Origin of the sequence: Paraburkholderia sp. RL17-368-BIF-A, from assembly GCF_046054045.1 — a bacterium.
GTDB classification, from domain to species: domain Bacteria; phylum Pseudomonadota; class Gammaproteobacteria; order Burkholderiales; family Burkholderiaceae; genus Paraburkholderia; species Paraburkholderia graminis.
Genome location: NZ_JARESN010000021.1, coordinates 56,462 through 77,104, shown reverse-complemented (window position 1 = coordinate 77,104; position 20,643 = coordinate 56,462). Strand labels below are relative to the sequence as shown.

The following is a 20,643-nucleotide window of genomic DNA, read 5'->3' as shown; positions in this document are numbered from 1 at the left end:
AACAACGCTCCGGCCAGTAAGCAGGCCGGAGCGTTGTTTGGTGTCCGCTTTTGCATCCGCTTTTTCGCCCGCTGGCCTCACGCGATGCAGCGCGAGATGATGAGCTTCTGGATGTGGCTCGTGCCTTCATAAATCTTGCACACCCGCACGTCGCGCAAATAGCGCTCCACCGGAAAGTCGCACAGATAGCCGTAGCCGCCGTGGATCTGCAAAGCGGTCGAACACACCTTCTCGGCGATTTCACTGGCAAACAGTTTGGCGATCGACGCTTCCTTCACGCAATCGACGCCGGCGTCCCGCAACCTGGCCGCATGAATACAGTATTGGAACGCGACGTCGACCTGCGCGGCCATGTCGGCGAGATCGAACGCAACGCCCTGAAGCCGCGCGATGGGCGCACCGTAAGCCTCGCGCTCGTTCGCGTATTTCACCGCGGCGTCGAGCGCGGCGCGCGCGGCCCCCGCGGCAATGAACGCAATGCCGATACGCCCGTCGGACAATCCGCCCATGACCGTTCGGTAGCCGTCGCCCTCGGCGCCCAGCATGTCCGAAGCCGGCGCGCGATAGTTGTCCAACGTGATCTGCGCCGTGTGAGCCGTGTGCTGCCCCAGCTTGCTTTCGACGCGCGTCGTGACATAGCCAGGCTTCGACGTATCGACGATAAACGTAGTCGCGCCGCGTTTGCCGGCAGCCTTGTCTGTGATCGCGAACGCAATGCCGACGCCGGCCTCGCTGCCGTTCGAAATGAATTGCTTGCTGCCGTTCAGCACGTAATGGTCGCCGTCGCGCACGGCGCTCGAGCGCAATGCCGCAGTGTCGGATCCGGCATGCGGCTCCGACAGCAGGAACGCGCCGATCGCCTTGCCGCTTGCCATGTCCGGCAGAAAGCGGCGCTTCTGATCGTCGGTGCCGTTCTCCGCGATGCACATTGCCGTGAAGTTGTGAACATGCAGGATGGTCGCAAGCCCCGCATCTACGGCTGCGAATTCGTGCTGTGCGAGGCAGAAGTCGAGAACGCCTGCCTGCGTGCCGCCGTATTCCTCGGGAATCAGCATACCGAGAAAGCCGAGCTCGGCCAGGTCCCTCAGTTCCTTATGCGGCCACGCGGAATCCAGATCGCGTTGCGCGGCTGTCGGCGCGACGATTTCCCTCGCCACACGCCGCGCGGTATCGCGAATCAGAATCTGCTGTTCACTGAGGAACAGGCTGGATACGTCTTTATTCATCAGTCGTCCTTGCGTTAAGGGAATGTGCTCGACGGGGGATGACGAGCGCGGCTGCAAGCCCGCTTGTGAGCCCGCCGCCCAGTCGCTCAGGACCGTCTGCGTGTGTTCGCCGCGACGGGGAATGGCCCTTGGGCCGCGCGCCGGTGTTAGCGAAAAGCGCGGCGCGGGGTTGGGCTGCAAGACGCCGCTTTCGCGTGTGTAGACTTCGCGCGCCTGCATGTGCGGGTGCGCGGACGCTTCTTCCGGGCTCAGGACGGGCGCGAAGCATGCGTCGGTGCCTTCGAGCAACGCGCACCATTCGTCGCGCGTGCGGCTCGCAAAAATCTGCGCGAAGCGCTGGCGCAACACGGGCCACGCGCGCCTGTCGTGGGCGTCGTTAAAGGCGGGGTCGTCGGCCTGGCCGAGCTTCTCGCGCAACAGCCGATAGAACTTCGGTTCCATCGAGCCCACGGAAATCATGCCACCGTCGGCACAGCGATACGTGTTGTACCAGTGCGGGCCGTCGAGCAGGCTTTGTCCGCGTGCGGTGGTGAACTGGCCCGCCGCCTGAAGCGCCAGAAGCAACGACATCATGTGTGCGCTGCCGTCGACGATAGCGGCATCCACCACTTGCCCCGCGCCGTTGCCGCGCGCATGCATGATGCCCGCGAGCAGTCCGACGGCCAGATAGAGCGCGCCACCGCCGATGTCGCCGACGAGACTCGGCGGTGTCATCGGCGTCTCACCCGGTTGCCCCGAATACCAGAGCGCGCCGGATAGCGCGATGTAGTTCAGATCGTGCCCCGCGGCATGAGCGAGTGGGCCGGTTTGCCCCCAGCCCGTCATGCGCCCGTAGACGAGCCGCGGATTACGCTGCAGACAGACCTCGGGGCCCAGGCCGAGCCGTTCCATCACGCCGGGGCGCATGCCTTCGATAAGCGCATCGGCATGCTCGACGAGATCGAGCACCGCTGCCACGCCTTGCGGCGTTTTCAGATCGGCCACCACCGAGCGCTTGCCGCGCTTCGGAATATCGTATTGCGCGAGATCGATCTGGCCGTCGCCGCTGTCCAGTCGGTCGATCACCACCACGTCCGCGCCCAGATCGGCCAGCAGCATTCCGCAAAACGGTGCGGGCCCGATGGCCGCAATTTCAAGCACGCGCACCCCGCTCAGCGGGCCTTGTCTCTGCTGCATCATGGTCTGCCTCGCGCCGAATGAATGCAGCCAATCATAGAGAGTGCAACGCGCGGGCGCACCCCCTCACAGAGACAGGGGTCTTTAACGTGGAACGGCGGAATGCGACGCGCAAGACCCCCTATCCAGGACAGGGGCAAGCGCGCTGCAGCTCAGGTAGGCTTCATTCGATGTAGCCGTGTTCGCGCGCCCACACCATTGCGTCGTAACGGGTCGACACGCCGAGCTTGTTGAGGATATTGCGCACGTTCCATTTGGTCGTGCCGACCGAGATGTTCAAGGTGAGCGCGATGCGCTTGTTGGACATGGCTTGCGAGATCAACAGCAGAATCTCCCGTTCGCGCGGCGTGAGGTTCACGCTTTCATTGTGCAACGAGTGATCGGCGGAGCGGGCGGGCCCTGCGGGTTGGTCGGTCGGGTTGGCTCGGGCGTTCGGCAGCTCGAGTCTGGTCAGCACCGTGTCGAGCAACGACGCTGCGAGCGGAGTCAGCGATGCGTCGCCGCACAGCGCGACAAGGCGCGCGGCCACTGGCTCGCCGTCGTCGATGAAGGTGCGCACGAGTCCCAGCTCGGCGCCCATGTTGAGCGCCTCGACCAGGCTCCGATGTGCGGCGTCGAGTTGTTCCAGCAAGACCCATGCTGCCGCGGCGAGCAGGTTCACTTGCACGAGCGTTATTTCGCGGGCTGCGGCGCGCGCAAAGGTTCGGACCTCGTCGAGCGCGGCGAGCGCTTCCTTCGCGTTGCAGTCGACGAGCGCGAGCCGCGCGCAGGTGAGCATGGTAATTGCGCGAATTTCGGCTGTGGTGTCGGCGGCCGCTCGGGGCGTAGCGGCGAGCGCCTTTAATCTGGCGACCACGTTTTGTGCTCGCACGTGATCGCCGTCGGCGAGCAGCATCCGCGTCTGCTCCGCGAGCATCACGGCGGACGGGCGGGGCAGATTCATGTCGTGGAAATGCTCAGCCTGCTTCTGCAGGAACGCGATGGCGGCCTCGCGTCCCTGTTCCAGGTCATCGAGCCGCGCATGACATAACGAGGCGTCGATCATCACGGCGGGCCACGATGCGCCTAACAGGCCGGTGCGGTTCGCAAGCGCGTCGCGTGCGTCGACGATATGGTCGAGTTCGTAATACGCGGCGCCTAGCATGGCGGCGCACAAACCGGCGGCCACCGAGTGCCGTCCATACGCTGCCTCGGCCTGCTGGAGCAGCGGCGCCGCGAGCCTCGCGACCTTGCGAACGTTGCCGTGCACGAGATGCACTGCGGGCCGCGTGGCTTCGAACATCAGTGCAATTTCGCTGCCCTGGTCGGCACTGGGAACGGCGTGCTCGTCGTGCAGCCGCAGCGCTTCGGGCACGCGGCCGGTATGCGCATAGGCCGTGACGAGCGCGGCGACGTGAATATAGCGAAGCGTGCGGTTCGCGGGCCACGAAGCGGGCTCGCTTGCAAGCAGTTCGATGACGCGTTCGCTCTGGTCGCGCTGCGTCGCGATAGCGGCTTCGGCGAGCGCCAGTTGCGTTTGCATGCCCGGATGCTGCGTCGCCTCGCTGCGCCTTAACTGATCGAGCCAGCGTTGCGCCGCAGCGGGGCGTGCGCTCAATGCGCAGCTCAGGCAGGCGAGAAACGAAAGCTGCGGACGGGCGACGAGCGCATCCTGCGGCAGATGATCGAGTAGCTGGACCATTGCGCTGACAGCGCTAAAGCGCCAGTCAGGCGGCATGGACCGCTCGATGGTCCGCACCGCAAGATCGAGATCGCCGCCGAGATTCGCATGCCGCACGGCATCGCCCAGCATCTGGCGGCTCGCGAACCATGCGCTCGCACGCCGGTGCAGCGCCTGCACGATGCCGTCGCCGCGTTGCGCGAGCCGGTTGGCGAGAAACTCGCCGAGCAGCGGATGAAAGCGATACCACGGCGTGCGGTCGTCGATGTCGACGCGCTGGATCAGCAGGAATTCTTCTTCGGCGCGTCGCAGCAGATCGTCGGACTGTGCGTTCTCCGTAACCTGCGCGGCCAGCGCGGCGTTAAAACGCCGCAGCGGCGCGAGCGTTTCCAGGAACGCGATCATCGCGGGCGGAGCCGGCGCGATCACGTCTTCGGCCAGGTAGTCGCGCAGATCGCCTGAACGGCGCAGAAGCACCGTCAACTGGTTACGCGCGGCCGGCCGGTTGCGAAGCATGATCGCGACGAGTTGCAGGCTCGCGGGCCAGCCGCGCGTAACGTCCTGGATCAGTTGCACCTCGTTGGCGGTCAGCTTCATCGTGGCGAGGTTCTGCTCGAAGAACGCCTGCGCTTCGTCAAGACTGAAGGGCAGATCCTCGAAGCCCGTCTCGGCGAGCTGACCGTACACGCGAAGGCGGCTCAGGCCGAGCGGCGGCGTGGTGCGCGACGCAATCGCAATGTGCAGATTCGCTGGGCTGTGGGTCACGAGCTTCTGCATCAGCTCGTGGGTCCAGGGATCGTCGACGTGGTGGTAGTCGTCGATAAAAAGATAGAGGTCCCTGGCAACGCGCCGCACGCCGGCGATGATTGCCGCTGCCACGGGCTCGACGGGTTCGAGGCGTTGAAGCGACTCGAGCGGCTCCATGTGCAACGCTCGCTCGTCATTGCTCACGGCGAGCGCTTCCTTAGACTCGACGCCAAGACGCCCGAGCGCTCCGATCAGGTCGCGGCAGAACACATCTCTGCGCCGGCTGTCCGGCGTGAGCGCAAGCCATGCGACTTCGGCGCCAGCCTTCATCAGTTGCTGGCGCCATTGTGCGAGCAGAATCGTTTTGCCGAAGCCCGCGCTGCCGGTAATGAGCGTGAGCGCGCAGTGCTGCGCATCTCGCAGGCGCTCGAGCTGTTTTTTGCGGACGATGTGGCGCGGGCTGATGCGCGGCGGCGTGAATTTCGCCGGCACACCGGTTTCGTCGAATGGCGATGTCTGATACGTCATGAGTTTGGTTCGTCGGTGAGGGGATGCTAGCACGTATGCCGCGCTCGCAAACCTCGTCTTGTCCCTGGTCAGCTCCTCTAATTTCGAGCCATCCCCCCCGCAAATGCAGGGGAATCCTTACGGCTTGCACTCTATCGTTTGTCAGGCACAAGCGGCGCGTTTGCGCCGCGTGAATACACATGTGAAAACCGGTTTTTTCAGCGCACTCGCACCGATCGAGGAGCAAATAGATGAGCGTCACCTTTGAACTGAAAGGTCCAGTCGCCTGGATCACCCTTGCGCGTCCCGACGCGATGAACGCGCTGTCGCGCGAGATGGTGGAAGGCATCACAGCGAAGCTGGTTGAATGGCGGAACGATCCACAAGTGCGGGTCGTCGCCGTTACCGGAACGGGCCGCGCGTTCAGTGCCGGCGCAGACCTGAAAACGGCATCTGCGCCAGTGCAGCCGGGCGAAAAAGACTTTCTCGACAAGATCGTCGATCTGTTCGATACACTGCGCGCCTTTCCGCGTCCGGTTATTGCGGCGGTGAATGGCCTTGCGCTCGCGGGCGGTCTTGAAGCCGTCATGGCGTGCGACTTCGTGATCGCCGCGCAGAGCGCGCGTTTCGGCGATGCTCACTCGAATTTCGGCGTGTTCCCCGGCGGCGGCGGCGCGGCCGTGTTGCCGCGCAAGATCCCCGTGAACATTGCGAAGTATCTGCTGTTCACGGGCGACTCCGTTTCCGCGCAGGACATGAAGCAATACGGCCTCGTCGCCGAGGTTGTCGCAGATAACGAACTGCTCGATCGCGTGCAGGCAATCGGCGAAAAGCTGGCGGCGAAAAGTCCGCTCGTGCTCACGAAAATGAAGCGTGTCGCCGACGAATCCGCTGACAAGCCGGTCGCGGACGCGCTGCGTCACGAAATGCTGGAACTGCGCAATCACCAGCGTTCTTACGACATTCAGGAAGGGCTGCGCGCGTTCGTCGAAAAGCGCAAGCCGGAATTCAAGGGCTACTGATCGTCGCTTTCGGAGCGGCCACATGCGTCGGCCATATGCGTCGGCCACATACGTATCAGTACAGCGCGGGCACGCTTGCGCGATGAACCGCATCTTTGCGACTGGAGGAAGACATGGAAGACATTTATATCGTCGGCGTGAGCATGACGCCGTTTGGCCGTCATATGGACAAGAGCGTCAAGCAGCTCACCGCATGGGCAGTCGAGGACGCGCTGAAAGACGCCGACTGCGACCGCAAGTGGATCAAGGCCGCGTTCTTCGGCAATACAGCGCAAGGCCATTTCGACGGCCAGCACATGATCCGCGGCCAGGTGGCGCTGTTGCCGACCGGGCTCGGCGGTATTCCGATTTACAACGTCGAAGGCGCATGCGCATCGTCGAGTGCGGCGTTCAATCTGGCGACCATGCAGTTGCGCGCGGGCGCGGCAGACGTGGTACTGGCCGTGGGCGCGGAAAAAATGTACTCGGACGATAAGGCGAAGATGTTCTCCTGCTTTGAATCGGCCTGGGACATCGAAACATTGGAAGAGAACAAGAGCTGCCTCGCGGGCATGGGTAAAGACATCGTACCGCCGCCCGGCTCACAGTCCGACAAGCCATATAGCCCTTTCATGGATGTCTACGCGGCGCTCGGACGCGCGTTCATGTCGCGCTTCGGCATCACGCAGCGCCAGATCGCGGCGGTCGCGTCGAAGAATCACAACCATTCGGTCCACAACGAGCGTTCGCAATATCGCAAGCCGATGACCATCGACGAGGTGCTGGCCGCGCCTCCTATCACCTATCCGATGACTTTGCCGATGTGCTCGCCGATTTCCGACGGCGCGGCCGCCGCGATTCTCTGTACCGAAAGCGCGCTCAAAAAGTATGGCTTCAATCGCAAGCGCGCGATCAAGGTGATGGCGAGCGTGCTCCGCTCCGGTTCGGCGCGTGCGGCGGATGATTACGCAAAGGCGTGCACGCCGTTGGCCGCGAAAGATGCATTCGAGCAGGCGGGCATCAGCCCGTCTGAAATCAACGTCGCCGAGTTGCACGACGCGACCGCGATTGGCGAGCTAATTACTTTCGAAGGTCTGGGCCTGCGTGAGCCAGGCATGAGCGGCGTTCTCGCGGAGCGCGGCGAGACGTCGCTCGGTGGCTCGATCGTGGTCAATCCGTCGGGCGGTCTGGAGTCGAAGGGACATCCTATCGGCGCGACCGGTCTCGGGCAGATTTTCGAACTCGTCGAGCAACTGCGAGGCAATTGCGGACCGCGTCAGGTCGAAGGTGCCCGCTTTGCGATCCAGGGCAACGGCGGCGGGCTCTGGCGCGTGGAAGAGGCGCTCGAGCATATCGCCATTCTCGGTAAGGCGTGACGCAAGACGCGGCGCGAAGCGCTGCTTTAATGCACGCGTGACAAAGGACGCCGGTTGTTGCCGCGGCGTCTTGTTGTCGTTTGCTGCACGCCGGGGCGTTGCGCAGGTTTCATCATCGTTTGCTAGCCGGAAAACTCGTCGAGGGAGTTGTTCAATGGTCGAAGTCAGTTGGGAACAGAGCGTCGCAATCCTCACGATGAAGGGGACAACGCCGTGGAACGTGATGGACCGCGCCATGCTCGAGCAACTTGGGGCAGCGTTGGCGCGAGCCGTCGCGGATGGCGCGCGGGCCATCGTCCTGACAGGAGCGGGGCGCGTGTTCTCTGCGGGCGGTGACGTCAATACGTTTAACGCGCTGGCGCAGGAAGGCGAAGAAGTGCTTTCCAGCGCCATTGGCATGCTGATGGAGGACGTCGGTAATCCGATCGCGCGCTTTATCGCCGAATCGCCGGTGCCGATTGTCAGCGCCGTGAACGGACCGTGCGCGGGCGGCGCAATGGGGTATGCGCTGGCTGCGGATATTGTGCTTTGCGCGCGTTCAGCCTATTTTCTGGTCGCTCAGGTTGCGCAGCTTGGCGTGGTGCCCGATCTCGGCATTAACTGGGTGATCGCGCGCGCGCTCGGACGTCCGCGCGCCCTTGGCATGGCGTTGCTCGGAGATCGCGTCAGCGGCGAGCTGGCAGAGCAGTGGGGGCTCGTGTGGCGTTGCGTGGACGACGCGGAACTCTTGCCTCACGCGCTGGCGATCGCGCAAAAGCTCGCGGCGCTGCCGAAAGACGCGGTGGTGGAATGCCGGCGGCTCATCGACGGCGCAGGTCAGATGTCGATGAAGCAGTCGCTGGCAGCCGAGCGCGAGGCGCAGCGTGAGCTTGTTCGTTCGTCGTTCTTTCGCGAGGCTTGCGCCAGGTTCGCGGCTAAGTAGCGGGCAGGCGACTGGCGTGGTTCGTGTATCTGCTGATGTTGAGTTGTCTCGTTGAGGTGCTGGCTTTGAAGTGCGGCTTCTTCTAAAAAGGTGCCCCGGTTGACATGCCGGGGCCTCCTTTATTCCGCACTGAATAGTGGCCCGCTCGCCCAGTACTCAAAGATTGCGCGAGATGATGAGTTTCTGGATGTGGCTCGTGCCTTCGTAGATCTTCGTGACGCGCACGTCGCGATAAAAGCGCTCGACAGGGAAGTCGTTCAGATAGCCATAGCCGCCGTGAATCTGCAACGCGTCCGAGCAGACTTTTTCGGCCATCTCGGTTGCAAACAGTTTCGCCATCGACGCTTCCTTCGCGCAGGGCAGGCCCGCCGCGCAGAGCCGCGCCGCGTGAATCACGAATTGATGGGCGATCTCGACCTGGGTGGCCATGTCCGCGAGGTCGAAGGCGACGCCTTGCAATTCGATGATGGGCGCGCCATAGGCTTCACGTTCCTTGGCATAGCGAACTGCGGCGTCGAGAGCCGCGCGCGCGGTTCCGGCCGCGATTGCCGCGATGGCAATGCGCCCCTCGGACATACCGCGCAGCATCTTCTTATAGGCACTGCCTTCCTCGCCGATGATGTTGGCGGCGGGCACGCGGCAGTCGATCAACTGGATCTGCGCGAGATGCGCGGAGCGCTGACCGAGCTTGTTCTCGACGCGCGCGACATGATAACCGGGCTCGGACGTATCGATGATGAACATGCTCGCGCCTTGCTTGCCCGAGCCCTGATCGGTGATGGCGAGCGCCACGCCCACGCCCGCCTTGTTGCCGTTCGAAATGAACTGCTTGGTGCCGTTGAGCACGTAGTGGTCGCCGTCGCGCCGGGCGGACGTGCGGAATGCCGCAGTGTCGGAGCCTGCTTGCGGTTCTGAAAAAAGACCTGCGCCAATCCTCTCGCCCGTTACCATACGCGGTAAGAAGCGCCGCTTCTGTTCTTCCGTGCCCTGTTCCGCGATCAGTCCTGTGATCGTGTTGTGCACGTGGACGATTGTCGCGAAGCCCGAGTCGGCCGCCGCCAGTTCCTCGACGGCCAGACAGTACTCGACAAAAGTGGCGCCCGAGCCACCGTGCGATTCGGGCGCGAGCATGCCGAGGAAGCCCAGCTTCGCGAGCGCACCCAGTTCGTCGGCGGGCCACGCGTGCGTACGGTCACGCTCGGCGGCTGTCGGAGCGACGATTTCCGCCGCGACGGTGCGCGCGGAATCGCGGATCATCACTTCCTGCTCGCTCAGAAAGGCTGCTGATACGTCGGTCATTTTCTCTCTCTCATGGTGGGACGTGTGCGGTGGACCGCGCGTCGAACGCTTCAAGGCACGCCGCGTGGTTGCGCGAGGCGGGCCGCAAGCAGGATGCGTCGCCTCAGCGTGTGCAGCGTGAGGCGCATGCGTGGTGCAGCAGGGGCAGCGCTAGTGGTTGAACGCTCAGCACCTCAGCGAACGCGGCCCCGCGCGACGCCCCGCTTGCGCCTCGCGGCTCACGCCCACTATGAACCCGGCAGACCCCAAGCGCCCCTCTCCTCGTGGGGGGAGGCCGGCTGCGTGTGAGCGGCCCCCCAATCTGGACGGGGGCCGCGCGATGCTGCGTCTCTTATGCTTGACCTGTTACATGCAACGCATGGCGCGGGCGCTTTCGGCGAATGAAATCCAGCGGAATTCAAGTACCGCGCCACAAAACACCCATTCACTATTTCAAGACTTGGAGAGACGTCCATGAGTATCCGCTTTGACGGAAAGGTCGCGCTGATCACCGGCGCGGGCGCGGGCCTTGGCCGCGTACATGCGCTGGCATTCGCGGCGCGCGGCGCGAAGGTCGTGATCAACGATTTCGGCGGCAGCCGCGATGGCACGGGTAGCTCAACCGCAGCGGCGCAGGCGGTAGTCGATGAAATCCGCAACGCCGGCGGCATGGCGATCGCGAACGGCGCAAACGTCGCTGACCCGGCGCAGGTCCAGGGCATGATCGAGCAGACCATGGCCGAGTTCGGCCGCATCGACATTCTGGTCAACAACGCGGGCATCCTGCGTGACAGGAGCTTTGCGAAGCTGCAGCCGGAAGACTTCAAGCTGGTGCTCGACGTCCATCTGAACGGCTCGATCAACTGCTCGAAAGCGGTGTGGGACATCATGCGTGCACAGGAATACGGCCGCATCCTCATGACTACGTCGGCGGCAGGCATGTACGGCAACTTTGGCCAGGCGAACTATGGCGCTGCGAAGATGGCGCTGATCGGGCTGATGAACGTGCTGAGCGTCGAAGGCCGTAAGAACAACATCAAGGTCAATACGATTGCGCCCGTCGCGGCAACGCGTATGACGGAAGACGTGATGTCCGCGGAGGCGCTGCAACGCATTAAGCCGGAGCGCGTGACGCCGGGCGTGCTTTATCTGTGCAGTGAACAGGCGCCTTCGAAGGTGATCCTGGGCGCAGGGGGCGGCACGTTCTCGACCGCGACCATCATGGAGACAGCCCCGGTGCATCTGACCGACGACGAACTCACGCCGGAAGGCGTAGCGGCACGCTTCCCGCAAATCTCCGACTGGAAGACAGCGCGCGCTTATGCAGAGGTGCTGGAGCAGGTCCAGGTGTTTCTCGCGCCTGCGGCTTGATTCGAAGCGGGAATAGATTCGCGTCGGTTGATCCAGGTTTGGCCTGGATCGGATGTGAGCGCCGCGTCCATTGAGGGCGCGGCGACTGATGACGGCGGGGCGGTGCCGCGAGAGGGGCACCCGAGCGTCCCACGCGAGAGCGCGCGGAATAAGACGATTCGCGGACCGAGACCACAAATTGCGGGTCGCACCTTGGGCTTCGTATCGCTTCGTGAAGCGCTGCTCACGGATCTTCCAACGCCGCCAACTTACCGCGGTCCCTGAAAACCCGGCGCTGCACATGCCAAAGCAGCCCCGGGACCCCTCAAGCCGCGAGCGCTCAACCCACGCGCCGCGACTGCCCCGTCCAGTACTTCTCCCGCACATGGCGACGCAACACCTTGCCGACTGCGCTGAGCGGCAGGGCGTCGACGAAGCTGATGCTCTTCGGCGCCTTGAACCGGCCCACAGAGCGCTTAACATGCTCGATCAGCTCCTCGGCACTCACCTGCATATCCTGCTTGAGCACGACTTCCGCATGCACGGTTTCGCCCCATTCGGCGTGCGGAATGCCGATCGCCGTCGACATGCTGACAGCCGGATGCGAATTCAGCGCGGCTTCGACTTCGATCGCGTAGACGTTGAAACCGCCGCTGATGATCACGTCCTTCTTGCGATCGACAATGAACAGATAACCCGCGTCGTCGAGATAGCCGAGGTCGCCCGACTTCCAGAATCCGTCGACGAACTCGGCCGCCGTGCCTTGCGGATTATTGAAGTATCCGCAGATGGTGCCGCGGCAGCGCACGCAGATTTCGCCGGTCTGCCCGGGCGGGACTTCGTTGCCGGCGTCGTCGACGATCTTCAGTTCGATGCCCGTGCCGACGCGGCCCGCCGACGCCAGACGCCCCGTCTCGATGGCCGTCAGGTGGTCGGCTTTCGACAGTATGCCGACAATCTGCAGGCATTCGGTCGCGCCGTAAATCTGCTGGAAGATGTTGCCGAAACGTTTCTGCGCGAGCTCGAGCTTGGCGGGACTCATCGGCGCGCCGCCGTAGTAGATGGTGCTGAGCGACGACAGGTCGTAAGCGGTGGTCTCCTTCACTTCGAGCAGCCGGTAAATCAGCGTGGGCACGAGAAGCGCGTTCGTGATCCGCTCGGTCTGCACGTTGACGCACCATTGCCGCAGGTCGGGGACGTTCTGTGTGACATTGCAGCCGCCACGAAAGTAAGTGGGCAGCACGCTGAAACCCGAAGCGTGGCTGATGGGCGCCATGTGCAAATTGCGCGTCGTGTCGCGGAACGTTTGCTCGTTCTCGAAATAGGACGCGTCGCGCATGGCCATCCAGTTGTCGATCGTGTATTGCGCGCACTTGCTTTTGCCCGTGGTGCCGCCCGTGAAGCGATAGATCAGAATATCGTTCAACGTGTCGCTTTCCACTGCCGGATTGGCGTCGCTGCTGTCTTCGACGAGTTCCCAGAAGCAGCGCAACCCTTCGCGCGGGGACTCGGGGCGATCCATGCAGACTACCGTGATGCCGCGTTCCGTCAGGATGTCGAAGTAGCTCGCCAGAAGCGAATTTTCGATGAACACGACTTTCGGCTTGATGAAGTCCACTTGCCAGCAATGCTCTTCGAGCGAATCGCGAAAGTTCGTGTAGACCGCGCCGGCTTCCCCTTTGAGTGCCGTCCACGCGTGCAGCAGCGACATGTTGTCGTTGTCGAGCAGGCACATGTATGCGTCGCCACGGCGCAGATTCAGGCGCTCGCGCATCATGTTGACGATCTTGTTGGTCAACAGATGCAACTCTTTAAACGTATATCGTCTCTGCCGCTCGATATTCACCAGCGCTTCGTTGTCCGGATACCGCATGGCGGTATAGCCGAACGTCCGTGCAAAGTTCATTTTCATCTCGTGTCTCCTGATTCTTGTCGTCGGCCCGGCGCGTGTGCGCCGAGCCTATGCGGTCGAGCACTGCGTCGATTTTAGGCACTTGCGATTCGCGCCGCCCCTTTCTTTTCGCGGGGTCGATTTCGCGCACACACGGCCGCGCGCAACAAGTTCGCCGCCGCGCCGCGAGCGCCCGGCGTTTTCGCTTCCTTTGATCGCCGAAATTTCCGAATGGCTTTCGCACCCATCCCATGTAAACCCGGCCCCCCTCCTTTTTACAGGGGATAGAGACGCTGGCGGCTGGCACCCTCTGTCATGGCAATCCGCATCGGGTAACGGCTGCACGGTTCACCGGCTGCTGGAGAGCTATGGGGCGGAGGCGTCGCGGCACCAATTGCGCGAGCGTTACCGGGGGAGGGCGCGAGCGGATGGAGTCGCTCGCGGTTAAAACAAGAGGAGACAAGCAGATGTTCGGCAGAAACAAGAAAGACCGCGGGGCAACGACCCTGCCGCGCCTCACCGTGCTGGCCAGCGTGATCGCGGCCACAGTTCCGCTGCACGCCTACGCGTTCAGGTTCGATACCGGTTCATCGGACTGGGAAGTGAACTGGGACAACACGATCAGTTATAACCTCGGCATGCGCGCCCGGAGCATCGATCCCATGATCGGCAACAACCCGAATTACGACGACGGCGACTACAAGTTCCGTCACGCCGGGGACATCGTCACGAATCGTCTCTCCGTGCTTTCAGAGTTGACGGCCGCGTATCAGGGCTACGTGGGTATCCGTCTTTCCGCTTCGGCATGGAAGGACTTTGCGTATGGCAGCGGCAACGTAACGAACCCGGGCATGTACGCGCCCGGCGTCTCATACCAGTCGTTACGCGCGTATCCGAACGGCACCTACGGTTCATACACGAACCGCTACTACGTGCAAGGCGCGCAACTGCTCGACGGCTTCGCTTTTTACAACACGCAGATTGCCGGCCGTGGGGTCTACCTGAAGGGCGGCCAGTTCACCGAGTATTGGGGCAATTCGCTGCTGTCTCCCACGCAGGGCATCTCATACGCCCAAGGCGCGACGGACGGCATCAAGGCCTACAACTCGCCGGGCACGCAGACGAAAGAGCTTCTGTTGCCGCGTCCGCAAATCAGCATGACGGCGCAGCTCACGCCGGAAATTTCGCTGTCGGGCCAGTATCAACTCGGCTGGACCCACAACCGGCTGCCGACCGGAGGCACCTACATCGAGGCGAACGACGCCGTCGCGCAAGGGCCGTCGGGTCTTTTCATCACCACGTTGCCAGGCGCCGTGCGCCCGATTCTCGGCTTGCCGCCAGGCGGGCCATTCGGCTATGTGATTCCGCAAGGTCCGTCGATCAAGCCGCCGCAGGTCGATAACAACTTCGGCATCAAGGTCGGCTGGACGCCGCAGTTCCTGAGCGGCAACGTGGGCTTCTATTTCCGGCGGCTTGACGAAACGCAACCTTGGGTGCTCGCGAACTGGCGGACCATCCCCGCGCTTCGCACGTCGCTGCCGACCGACTACCACCTCGCCTATAACCGCGGCGTGCAATTGTTCGGTTTCAGCTACGACACGACGGTCGGGGATGCGGCCGTGGGCTTCGAGGCTTCGTACCGTCACAACACCGCGCTCAATACCGCGCTCAGCCCGAACATCGCGAACCAGACAGCCGGTGCGAAGGGCGACATCCTCAATATCGTGACCAACGCGATCATACCGTTGTCGCGCACGCCGCTCTGGCAGACCGGCACGCTCACGGCGGAACTCGGCTATACGCGTCTGCTGTCAGTCACGCAGAACGCGTCGCTCTTCAATGGCGTCGGCTATGCGGGATGCCCGAGCAACAACAAATGGAACGGCTGTTCCACGAAGGACTACGTGGGCGCGGGCGTCGTGTTCTCGCCGCAGTGGCTGCAAGTGTTTCCCGGCGTCGACCTGAGCATGCCGACGTCACTCTCCGGTGGCCTGTACGGCACGACGCCTATCAATCCGGGGCCGTCCGCCGGCGCACAGGGCTTCTTCACTTATTCGATCGGCGTTCAGGCGCTGATCCGTCAGCGCGCGACGCTGACATTGTCCTACATCGGCTATCACGCACACGTGAACGGCACCGCCGTCACGCCGAGTGGTTTGTCGTACAACAGCACCGGCAACGGTCTGATCGACCTCAACGACCGTCCGTGGGTCTCGCTGACCTTCCAGTCGTCGTTCTGAGGGATTCATTGCAAACAGGAGAAAGACCTATGAAAACTCTGCTTCATGTGGCAGCGGCCGGCCTCGTGACCTTGCACGCCGCCGGCGCATGGGCGGCTGTGTCGGCCGACGAGGCGAAGCAGCTCGGCACCACGCTCACCGCGTTCGGCGCGCAGAAGGCGGCCAGCGCGGACGGCGCCATCCCCGAGTACACCGGCGGTCTGACTACGGCGCCCGCGGGTTATTCGCCGAAAAGCGGCAAATGGCCGGACCCGTTCAAGAGCGAGAAGCCGACCGCGAGCATCACCGCGACGAACATGGCGCAGTACGCGGACCATCTGACGCCGGGCGTTCAGGCGCTGCTCAAGCGCTTTCCCGAGTATCGCGTGGATGTGTATCCGACCCATCGCTCCGTGTCGTATCCGCAATGGGTTCTCGACAACACGGCGAAGAACGCGACCAATGCGAAGCTCGTCGGGAAAGTTGAGGGCGACGGCGTTGAAGGCGCGTTCGGCGGCGTGCCGTTCCCGATTCCGAAGAACGGCTATGAGGTGATGTGGAATGCGCTGCTGAGCTACCAGCGCACGCAGTTCTCGGTGACGAATTTTGGCGGCTGGCTTATCGATACATCGGGTGGCCGCACGCAGCTTCCCGTGCTGAACTTCATCGAGTATCGCCCGTATTACGACCAGAAGAACGCCGACAGCAAAGAGGGTTATCCGTACGATCGCCTGTGGGCTCAAATTCAGACGCCGCCGACGCTCGCGGGTCAGACCGCGCTGGTTAACTACTCGATGAACTATTCCGAACGCGATCAGGAAAGCTGGGCGTATTTTCCCGCACAGCGCCGCGTGCGTATGGCGCCCGACTACAAGTACGACACGCCGGCGGCGAGCTACGGCGGCGTCGAGTTCTGGGACGAGGCGGGTATGTTCCGCGGCCGTATGGACCGCTTCGACTTCAAGCTGGTCGGTAAGAAGGAGCTGATCGTTCCATACAACAACTATCGCCTCGCGCAGCTTTCCGCCGACGACGTACTGGGCCAGAAGAACGTCAAGCCTGATGCAATGCGCTGGGAGCGTCATCGCGTGTGGGTCGTGGAAGCGACCTTGAAATCTGGAGCTCGCCACGCGTACGCCAAACGAGTGCTCTATGTGGATGAGGATAGCTGGGCCTTCGTGGAAGCGGATGGTTATGGGCATGACGGCAAGCTGTGGCGCGTCGGTCTTACGCATACGTTCCCGTTCTACGACGGCGGCGGCATCTATACCTTCCAGAACAATTTTTACGATCTGGAAAAGGGCAATTACTTCATCACGGGCGTGACGGCCGAAAACGGTCAGCCGCTGGTGCGCGTGTCCGACAAGCTTGACAAGCCGAATCTCTTCACGCCGGCAGGCATGGCGGGAACCGGATTGCGCTAACACGCGAAGCGTCGCTGATGACGAGCGAAGCCCGCGTTCCCGACGCCGCGCCGGCCCAACGCTGGCGCGGACTTGGGAATCGCTGCTTGGAACCGCAAGTGCAAGTGCAAGTGCAAGCGCAAGTGCAAGGAATACGATGCTTCAAATGAAACCTGGGAGAACTGCGCGCGCTGCGTCGCTGCTGATCGCGGTCGTCGTTGCTTGCGCATCGGGCGCGCGTGCGGCGCAGGACGCACCCGCCGTGGCCGCCGCAGGCAAGGCTTCGTTCGTCGATCCGCTCGACGCCCCCGCGCTGATGCACCCAAACGTAGCCGGGCGGCCCGTTATTGCGGTTTCACGAGCCGGCTCGCGTGTGGTTGCGGTCGGCATGCGCGGTTTGATCATCGTTTCGGATGACGAAGGGAAGAACTGGCGGCAGGTCGTCGTTCCGGTTCGCAGCGATCTGCTTGCGCTGAACTTTCCCACCGCGCAGGAAGGCTGGGCGGTCGGCCACGACGGCGTAGTGCTGCACACCGCGGACGCCGGCAACACATGGGCGCGTCAGTTCGACGGGCGCATGGCCGCCGCCTCGCTGCAGGCGTCGTATCAAACGAGAATCGCGCGCGGCGACGCCACGTTGCAGCCTTATCTCGACCAGGTCGCGCTGAACTACAAGCAGGGGCCGTCGCTGCCTCTTCTCAGCGTATGGTTCAACGACTCGCAGCATGGCATGGCGGTCGGGCCGTTCGGTTCGGCCATCGCCACTGACGACGGCGGCAAGACCTGGGTGTCGATGCTAGAACGCATCGACAATCCGCAGTTTCTGCATCTGAACGCGATTCGCGGCATCGGGGGCCATGTTTTCATTGCGGGCGAGAAGGGCACGGTGCTCCGCCTCGACAAAGCGACCGGCAAGTTCGCCGCGATCAAGACAGGCTACGCGGGCAGCTTCTTCGGTATCGCGGGAGACGAGCGCGCGGTCTTCGCCTACGGCATGCGCGGCACGATCTACCGCAGCATCGATTCCGGCATGAGCTGGGCAGCGATCAAAAGTCCGCTGCATGGCGCGGTCACGAGCGCCGCGCCGATAGAAGGGCGCCGCACTGTCGTGTTCGTCACTTCCAGCGGCGAGGCGGTGCGCTACGACGAGACCGTCGACACGTTCAGCCCTCTGAAAACGCGCGGAGCCTCGGCACTGACGGACGTGGTCCCACTCACCGCCGGCACGCTCGTGTTCACGTCGCTGAACGGGCCAAGCCTCGTCCCGGCGCAGTGACGACCCGTGGAACCAGTCAAAAGAGTATCGCTATGAGTCTTCAATCCCCACGTGGCGACGCCACGCCGGTCATGCGCTCCCGGGCGGAATTCGAGGCGAAATCCGGTTCGCGGCTCGAATGCCTGATTTTCAACAACCGGCTCTGGATTGTGGCGGTGTGCGTCCTGTTGACCGTGCTGCTCGGCTTCCAGGCAACGCGTTCGAACGTCAGCGCAAGCTACGAACGGATGATGCCGCAGTCGAGTCCGTTCATCCGCAACTATCTCGCGAACATCGACTCGCTGCGCTCGCTCGGCAACTCTGTGCGCGTGGTCGTCGAGAATCGCAACGGCACGATCTACGACCCCGTGTACCTCAAGTCGCTGCGTGAGATTAACGACCGCGCGTATCTGTTGCCCGGCGTCGACCGCGCCTTCGTGAAGTCGCTCTGGATGCCCGTGGTGCGCTGGGCGGAAGTGACGGAAACGGGCTTTCAGGGCGGCCCGGTGATGCCCGACGACTACGACGGCTCGCCCCAAGGCATCGCGAAGCTGCGCCAGAACGTGGCGCGTGCGGGCATCGTCGGCTCGCTCATCGGCGACGATCTGCGCTCGAGCACGGTCTTCTTGCCGCTGCTCGATCATTACGCGGACAGCGGCAAACCGCTCGATGCCCGCGCGTTGCATGACGCGCTCGAACAGATTCGGCACGACTATGCGCGCGATGGCATTGAGATTCACGTTATCGGCTTCGCGCAGCTCGTGGGCGATCTCATACAGGGGCTGCTGCAAGTCGCGCTTTATTTCGCCGCGGCCGCCGCGCTCGCCACCGCGGCAATCTATGCGTACACGCGCTGCGTGCGCAGCACCGCGCTGGTGGTGGGCTGTTCGCTCACGGCAGTGGTCTGGCAACTGGGCATCGTGCATATGCTCGGCGTCGACCTCGATCCGTACTCGATCCTCGTGCCGTTCCTGATCTTCGCGATCGGCGTGTCGCACGGCGCGCAAAAAATGAACGGCATCATGCAGGACGTCGGACGCGGCACCGATCGCTATGTCGCCGCGCGCTACACGTTCCGGCGCCTGTTTCTCGCCGGGCTGACAGCGCTGCTCGCCGACGCCGTCGGATTCGCAGTGCTGATGCTGATCGACATTCCGGTGATACGCGGTCTCGCAATAGCCGCGAGCGCCGGTGTCGCGGTGCTGATCTTCACGAATCTCGTCTTCCTGCCCGTGATGCTTTCGTACACGGGCGTCAGTGCCGCGGCAGCGGCGCGCAGCCTGAGCGCGGGCAACCGGCATCTGTTGGCAACGCTGCTCGTGCCGTTCACGCGGCGCGGACCGGCGTGTATCGCCATCGGCTGTGCAGCGGCGCTGCTGGTGGGCGGCCTGGTCGTCGCGCAGCATCTGAAGATCGGCGACCTCGACCCCGGCGCGCCGGAACTGCGTGCAAATTCGCGATACAACCGCGACAACGCTTACATCACACACCACTATGGACTGTCGACGGACCAGTTTGCCGTGATCGTCAAGACGCGGCCAGGCGGCATCAACGATTATCAGACGCTGATGGAGATGGACAATCTCGAACAGATGTTGCGCGACGTGGACGGCGTGCAGACCACGCAATCCATCAGCGGTATCAGTCGCCGCAATACGGCCGCGGGTTTTGAAGGCGATCCGCGCTGGATGACGATCAGCCGCGATCCGTTCGTCTCGACGGACGCCGTAAATAACGCCTACGTCGCCAATCCGGAACTCGTCAATGGTGCACGCTCGGTGGCGCCTGTGATTGCGTATCTGGCCGATCACAAGGCGAAGACGCTCGAGCAGGTGGTGAGGGCGGTCGAAGGTTTTGCCGCGCAACACGACACGGCCACGCTGCAGTTCCTGCCGGCTGCCGGCAGCGCGGGCATCGAGGCGGCCACCAACATCGCCGTCGAGAAGGCGAACCGGATGATGCTGTTACTCGTGTATGGCGCTGTGGTCGCGCTATGTTTCGTGACCTTCAGGAACTGGCGCGCGGTGGTGGTGGCCGTGGTGCCGCTCGTGCTGACGTCGATCTTGTGCGAGGCGCTGATGGTTGCGCTCGGCATCGGCGTAAAGGTCGCGACGTTGCCGGTAACGGCGCTCGGCGTGGGTATCGGTGTCGACTATGCGCTGTATCTGGTGAGCATCCAGCTGGCGCTTCAACGACAGGGCGCGACGCTCGAAGCGGCATATCGTGAGGCATTGGGTTTCACGGGCAAGGTGATCGCGCTGATCGGCGTGACGCTGGCGGCGGCAGTCGTCACATGGGCATGGTCGCCGATCAAATTCCAGGCCGACATGGGCGTGCTGCTGACTTTCATGTTCGTATGGAACATGGTGGGGGCGCTTGTGCTGATTCCGGCGCTGTCGCATCTTCTGCTGCAGCGGGCGCCGGCGGGGCGTAGTAGTTGTGCGCATGCGATGGCTGAGTAACAGGTGGCTGTGGCTAAGGGCTAGCGATCAAGGGTTGCGGCGCTCGGCAGCCGCAACGTCGCAGGAGCTGTCCTGTCATGCGACGGCCGACTAACGGCTAATGACTAACGGTTGCTGTGCTTAGCGGCGACATTGGCGCACGCGGCGCGCACCCGCGGGCTCCGGCGGCT

At 63.2% G+C, this 20,643-nt stretch carries 12 protein-coding genes and 1 pseudogene; 8 read left to right on the top strand and 5 right to left on the bottom strand.

The window, feature by feature from the left end; genetic code table 11:
* Positions 1–77: 77 nt before the first annotated feature.
* The 3 genes and pseudogenes from P0D87_RS27535 to P0D87_RS27525 all read right to left on the bottom strand — a co-directional run bounded on the left by P0D87_RS27535 (position 78) and on the right by P0D87_RS27525 (position 5,337).
* Entirely contained in the window at positions 78–1,205 is a 1,128-nt protein-coding gene (locus tag P0D87_RS27535) for an acyl-CoA dehydrogenase family protein (protein ID WP_216649116.1), read from the bottom strand.
* Positions 1,206–1,307: 102 nt separating this feature from the next.
* Positions 1,308–2,405 (bottom strand): annotated as a pseudogene (locus P0D87_RS27530) (CaiB/BaiF CoA transferase family protein); the annotation flags it as partial.
* 160 nt (positions 2,406–2,565) lie between these two features.
* Positions 2,566–5,337 carry a winged helix-turn-helix domain-containing protein gene (locus P0D87_RS27525; protein WP_053860611.1) on the bottom strand — a complete coding sequence of 924 codons (2,772 nt, stop codon included), beginning with the start codon at positions 5,335–5,337 and terminating at the stop codon, positions 2,566–2,568.
* Positions 5,338–5,567: 230 nt separating this feature from the next.
* On the opposite strand from P0D87_RS27525, the gene P0D87_RS27520 reads away from it, so the two are divergent.
* The 3 genes from P0D87_RS27520 (at position 5,568) to P0D87_RS27510 (ending at position 8,615) form a co-directional block, all read left to right on the top strand.
* The gene (locus P0D87_RS27520; RefSeq protein ID WP_053860612.1) at positions 5,568–6,338 is read left to right on the top strand and encodes an enoyl-CoA hydratase/isomerase family protein; all 771 of its coding nucleotides are present in this window, start codon (positions 5,568–5,570) and stop codon (positions 6,336–6,338) included.
* Between the two features lie 113 nt (positions 6,339–6,451).
* Positions 6,452–7,693, top strand: coding sequence for a thiolase family protein (locus tag P0D87_RS27515; protein WP_053860613.1), 1,242 nt, complete (start codon positions 6,452–6,454; stop codon positions 7,691–7,693).
* 154 nt (positions 7,694–7,847) lie between these two features.
* Positions 7,848–8,615: an enoyl-CoA hydratase/isomerase family protein gene (locus P0D87_RS27510; protein WP_408637085.1), complete on the top strand. Its 768-nt coding sequence runs from the start codon at positions 7,848–7,850 to the stop codon at positions 8,613–8,615.
* Between the two features lie 156 nt (positions 8,616–8,771).
* Here P0D87_RS27510 and P0D87_RS27505 read toward each other — a convergent pair whose 3' ends face one another.
* Positions 8,772–9,914, bottom strand: a complete 1,143-nt coding sequence (locus P0D87_RS27505) for an acyl-CoA dehydrogenase family protein (RefSeq protein ID WP_053860615.1) — start codon at positions 9,912–9,914, stop codon at positions 8,772–8,774.
* Between the two features lie 453 nt (positions 9,915–10,367).
* Between P0D87_RS27505 and P0D87_RS27500 the strand changes: the two genes are divergently transcribed.
* A complete protein-coding gene (locus P0D87_RS27500) occupies positions 10,368–11,264 on the top strand; it encodes an SDR family oxidoreductase (RefSeq protein ID WP_053860616.1) in 897 nt (298 codons plus the stop codon).
* Between the two features lie 319 nt (positions 11,265–11,583).
* On the opposite strand, the gene P0D87_RS27495 is transcribed toward P0D87_RS27500, so the two are convergent.
* Positions 11,584–13,155: an AMP-binding protein gene (locus P0D87_RS27495; protein WP_053860617.1), complete on the bottom strand. Its 1,572-nt coding sequence runs from the start codon at positions 13,153–13,155 to the stop codon at positions 11,584–11,586.
* 446 nt (positions 13,156–13,601) lie between these two features.
* On the opposite strand from P0D87_RS27495, the gene P0D87_RS27490 reads away from it, so the two are divergent.
* The 4 genes from P0D87_RS27490 (at position 13,602) to P0D87_RS27475 (ending at position 20,473) form a co-directional block, all read left to right on the top strand.
* Positions 13,602–15,374: a DUF1302 domain-containing protein gene (locus P0D87_RS27490; RefSeq protein ID WP_408637084.1), complete on the top strand. Its 1,773-nt coding sequence runs from the start codon at positions 13,602–13,604 to the stop codon at positions 15,372–15,374.
* A 29-nt stretch (positions 15,375–15,403) separates the two neighbouring features.
* Positions 15,404–16,777, top strand: coding sequence for a DUF1329 domain-containing protein (locus tag P0D87_RS27485; RefSeq protein WP_053860619.1), 1,374 nt, complete (start codon positions 15,404–15,406; stop codon positions 16,775–16,777).
* A 145-nt stretch (positions 16,778–16,922) separates the two neighbouring features.
* On the top strand, positions 16,923–18,032 hold the full coding sequence (locus P0D87_RS27480) for a WD40/YVTN/BNR-like repeat-containing protein (protein WP_171799888.1): 1,110 nt from the start codon (positions 16,923–16,925) through the stop codon (positions 18,030–18,032).
* 32 nt (positions 18,033–18,064) lie between these two features.
* Positions 18,065–20,473 carry an efflux RND transporter permease subunit gene (locus P0D87_RS27475; protein WP_053860621.1) on the top strand — a complete coding sequence of 803 codons (2,409 nt, stop codon included), beginning with the start codon at positions 18,065–18,067 and terminating at the stop codon, positions 20,471–20,473.
* Positions 20,474–20,643: the final 170 nt, after the last annotated feature.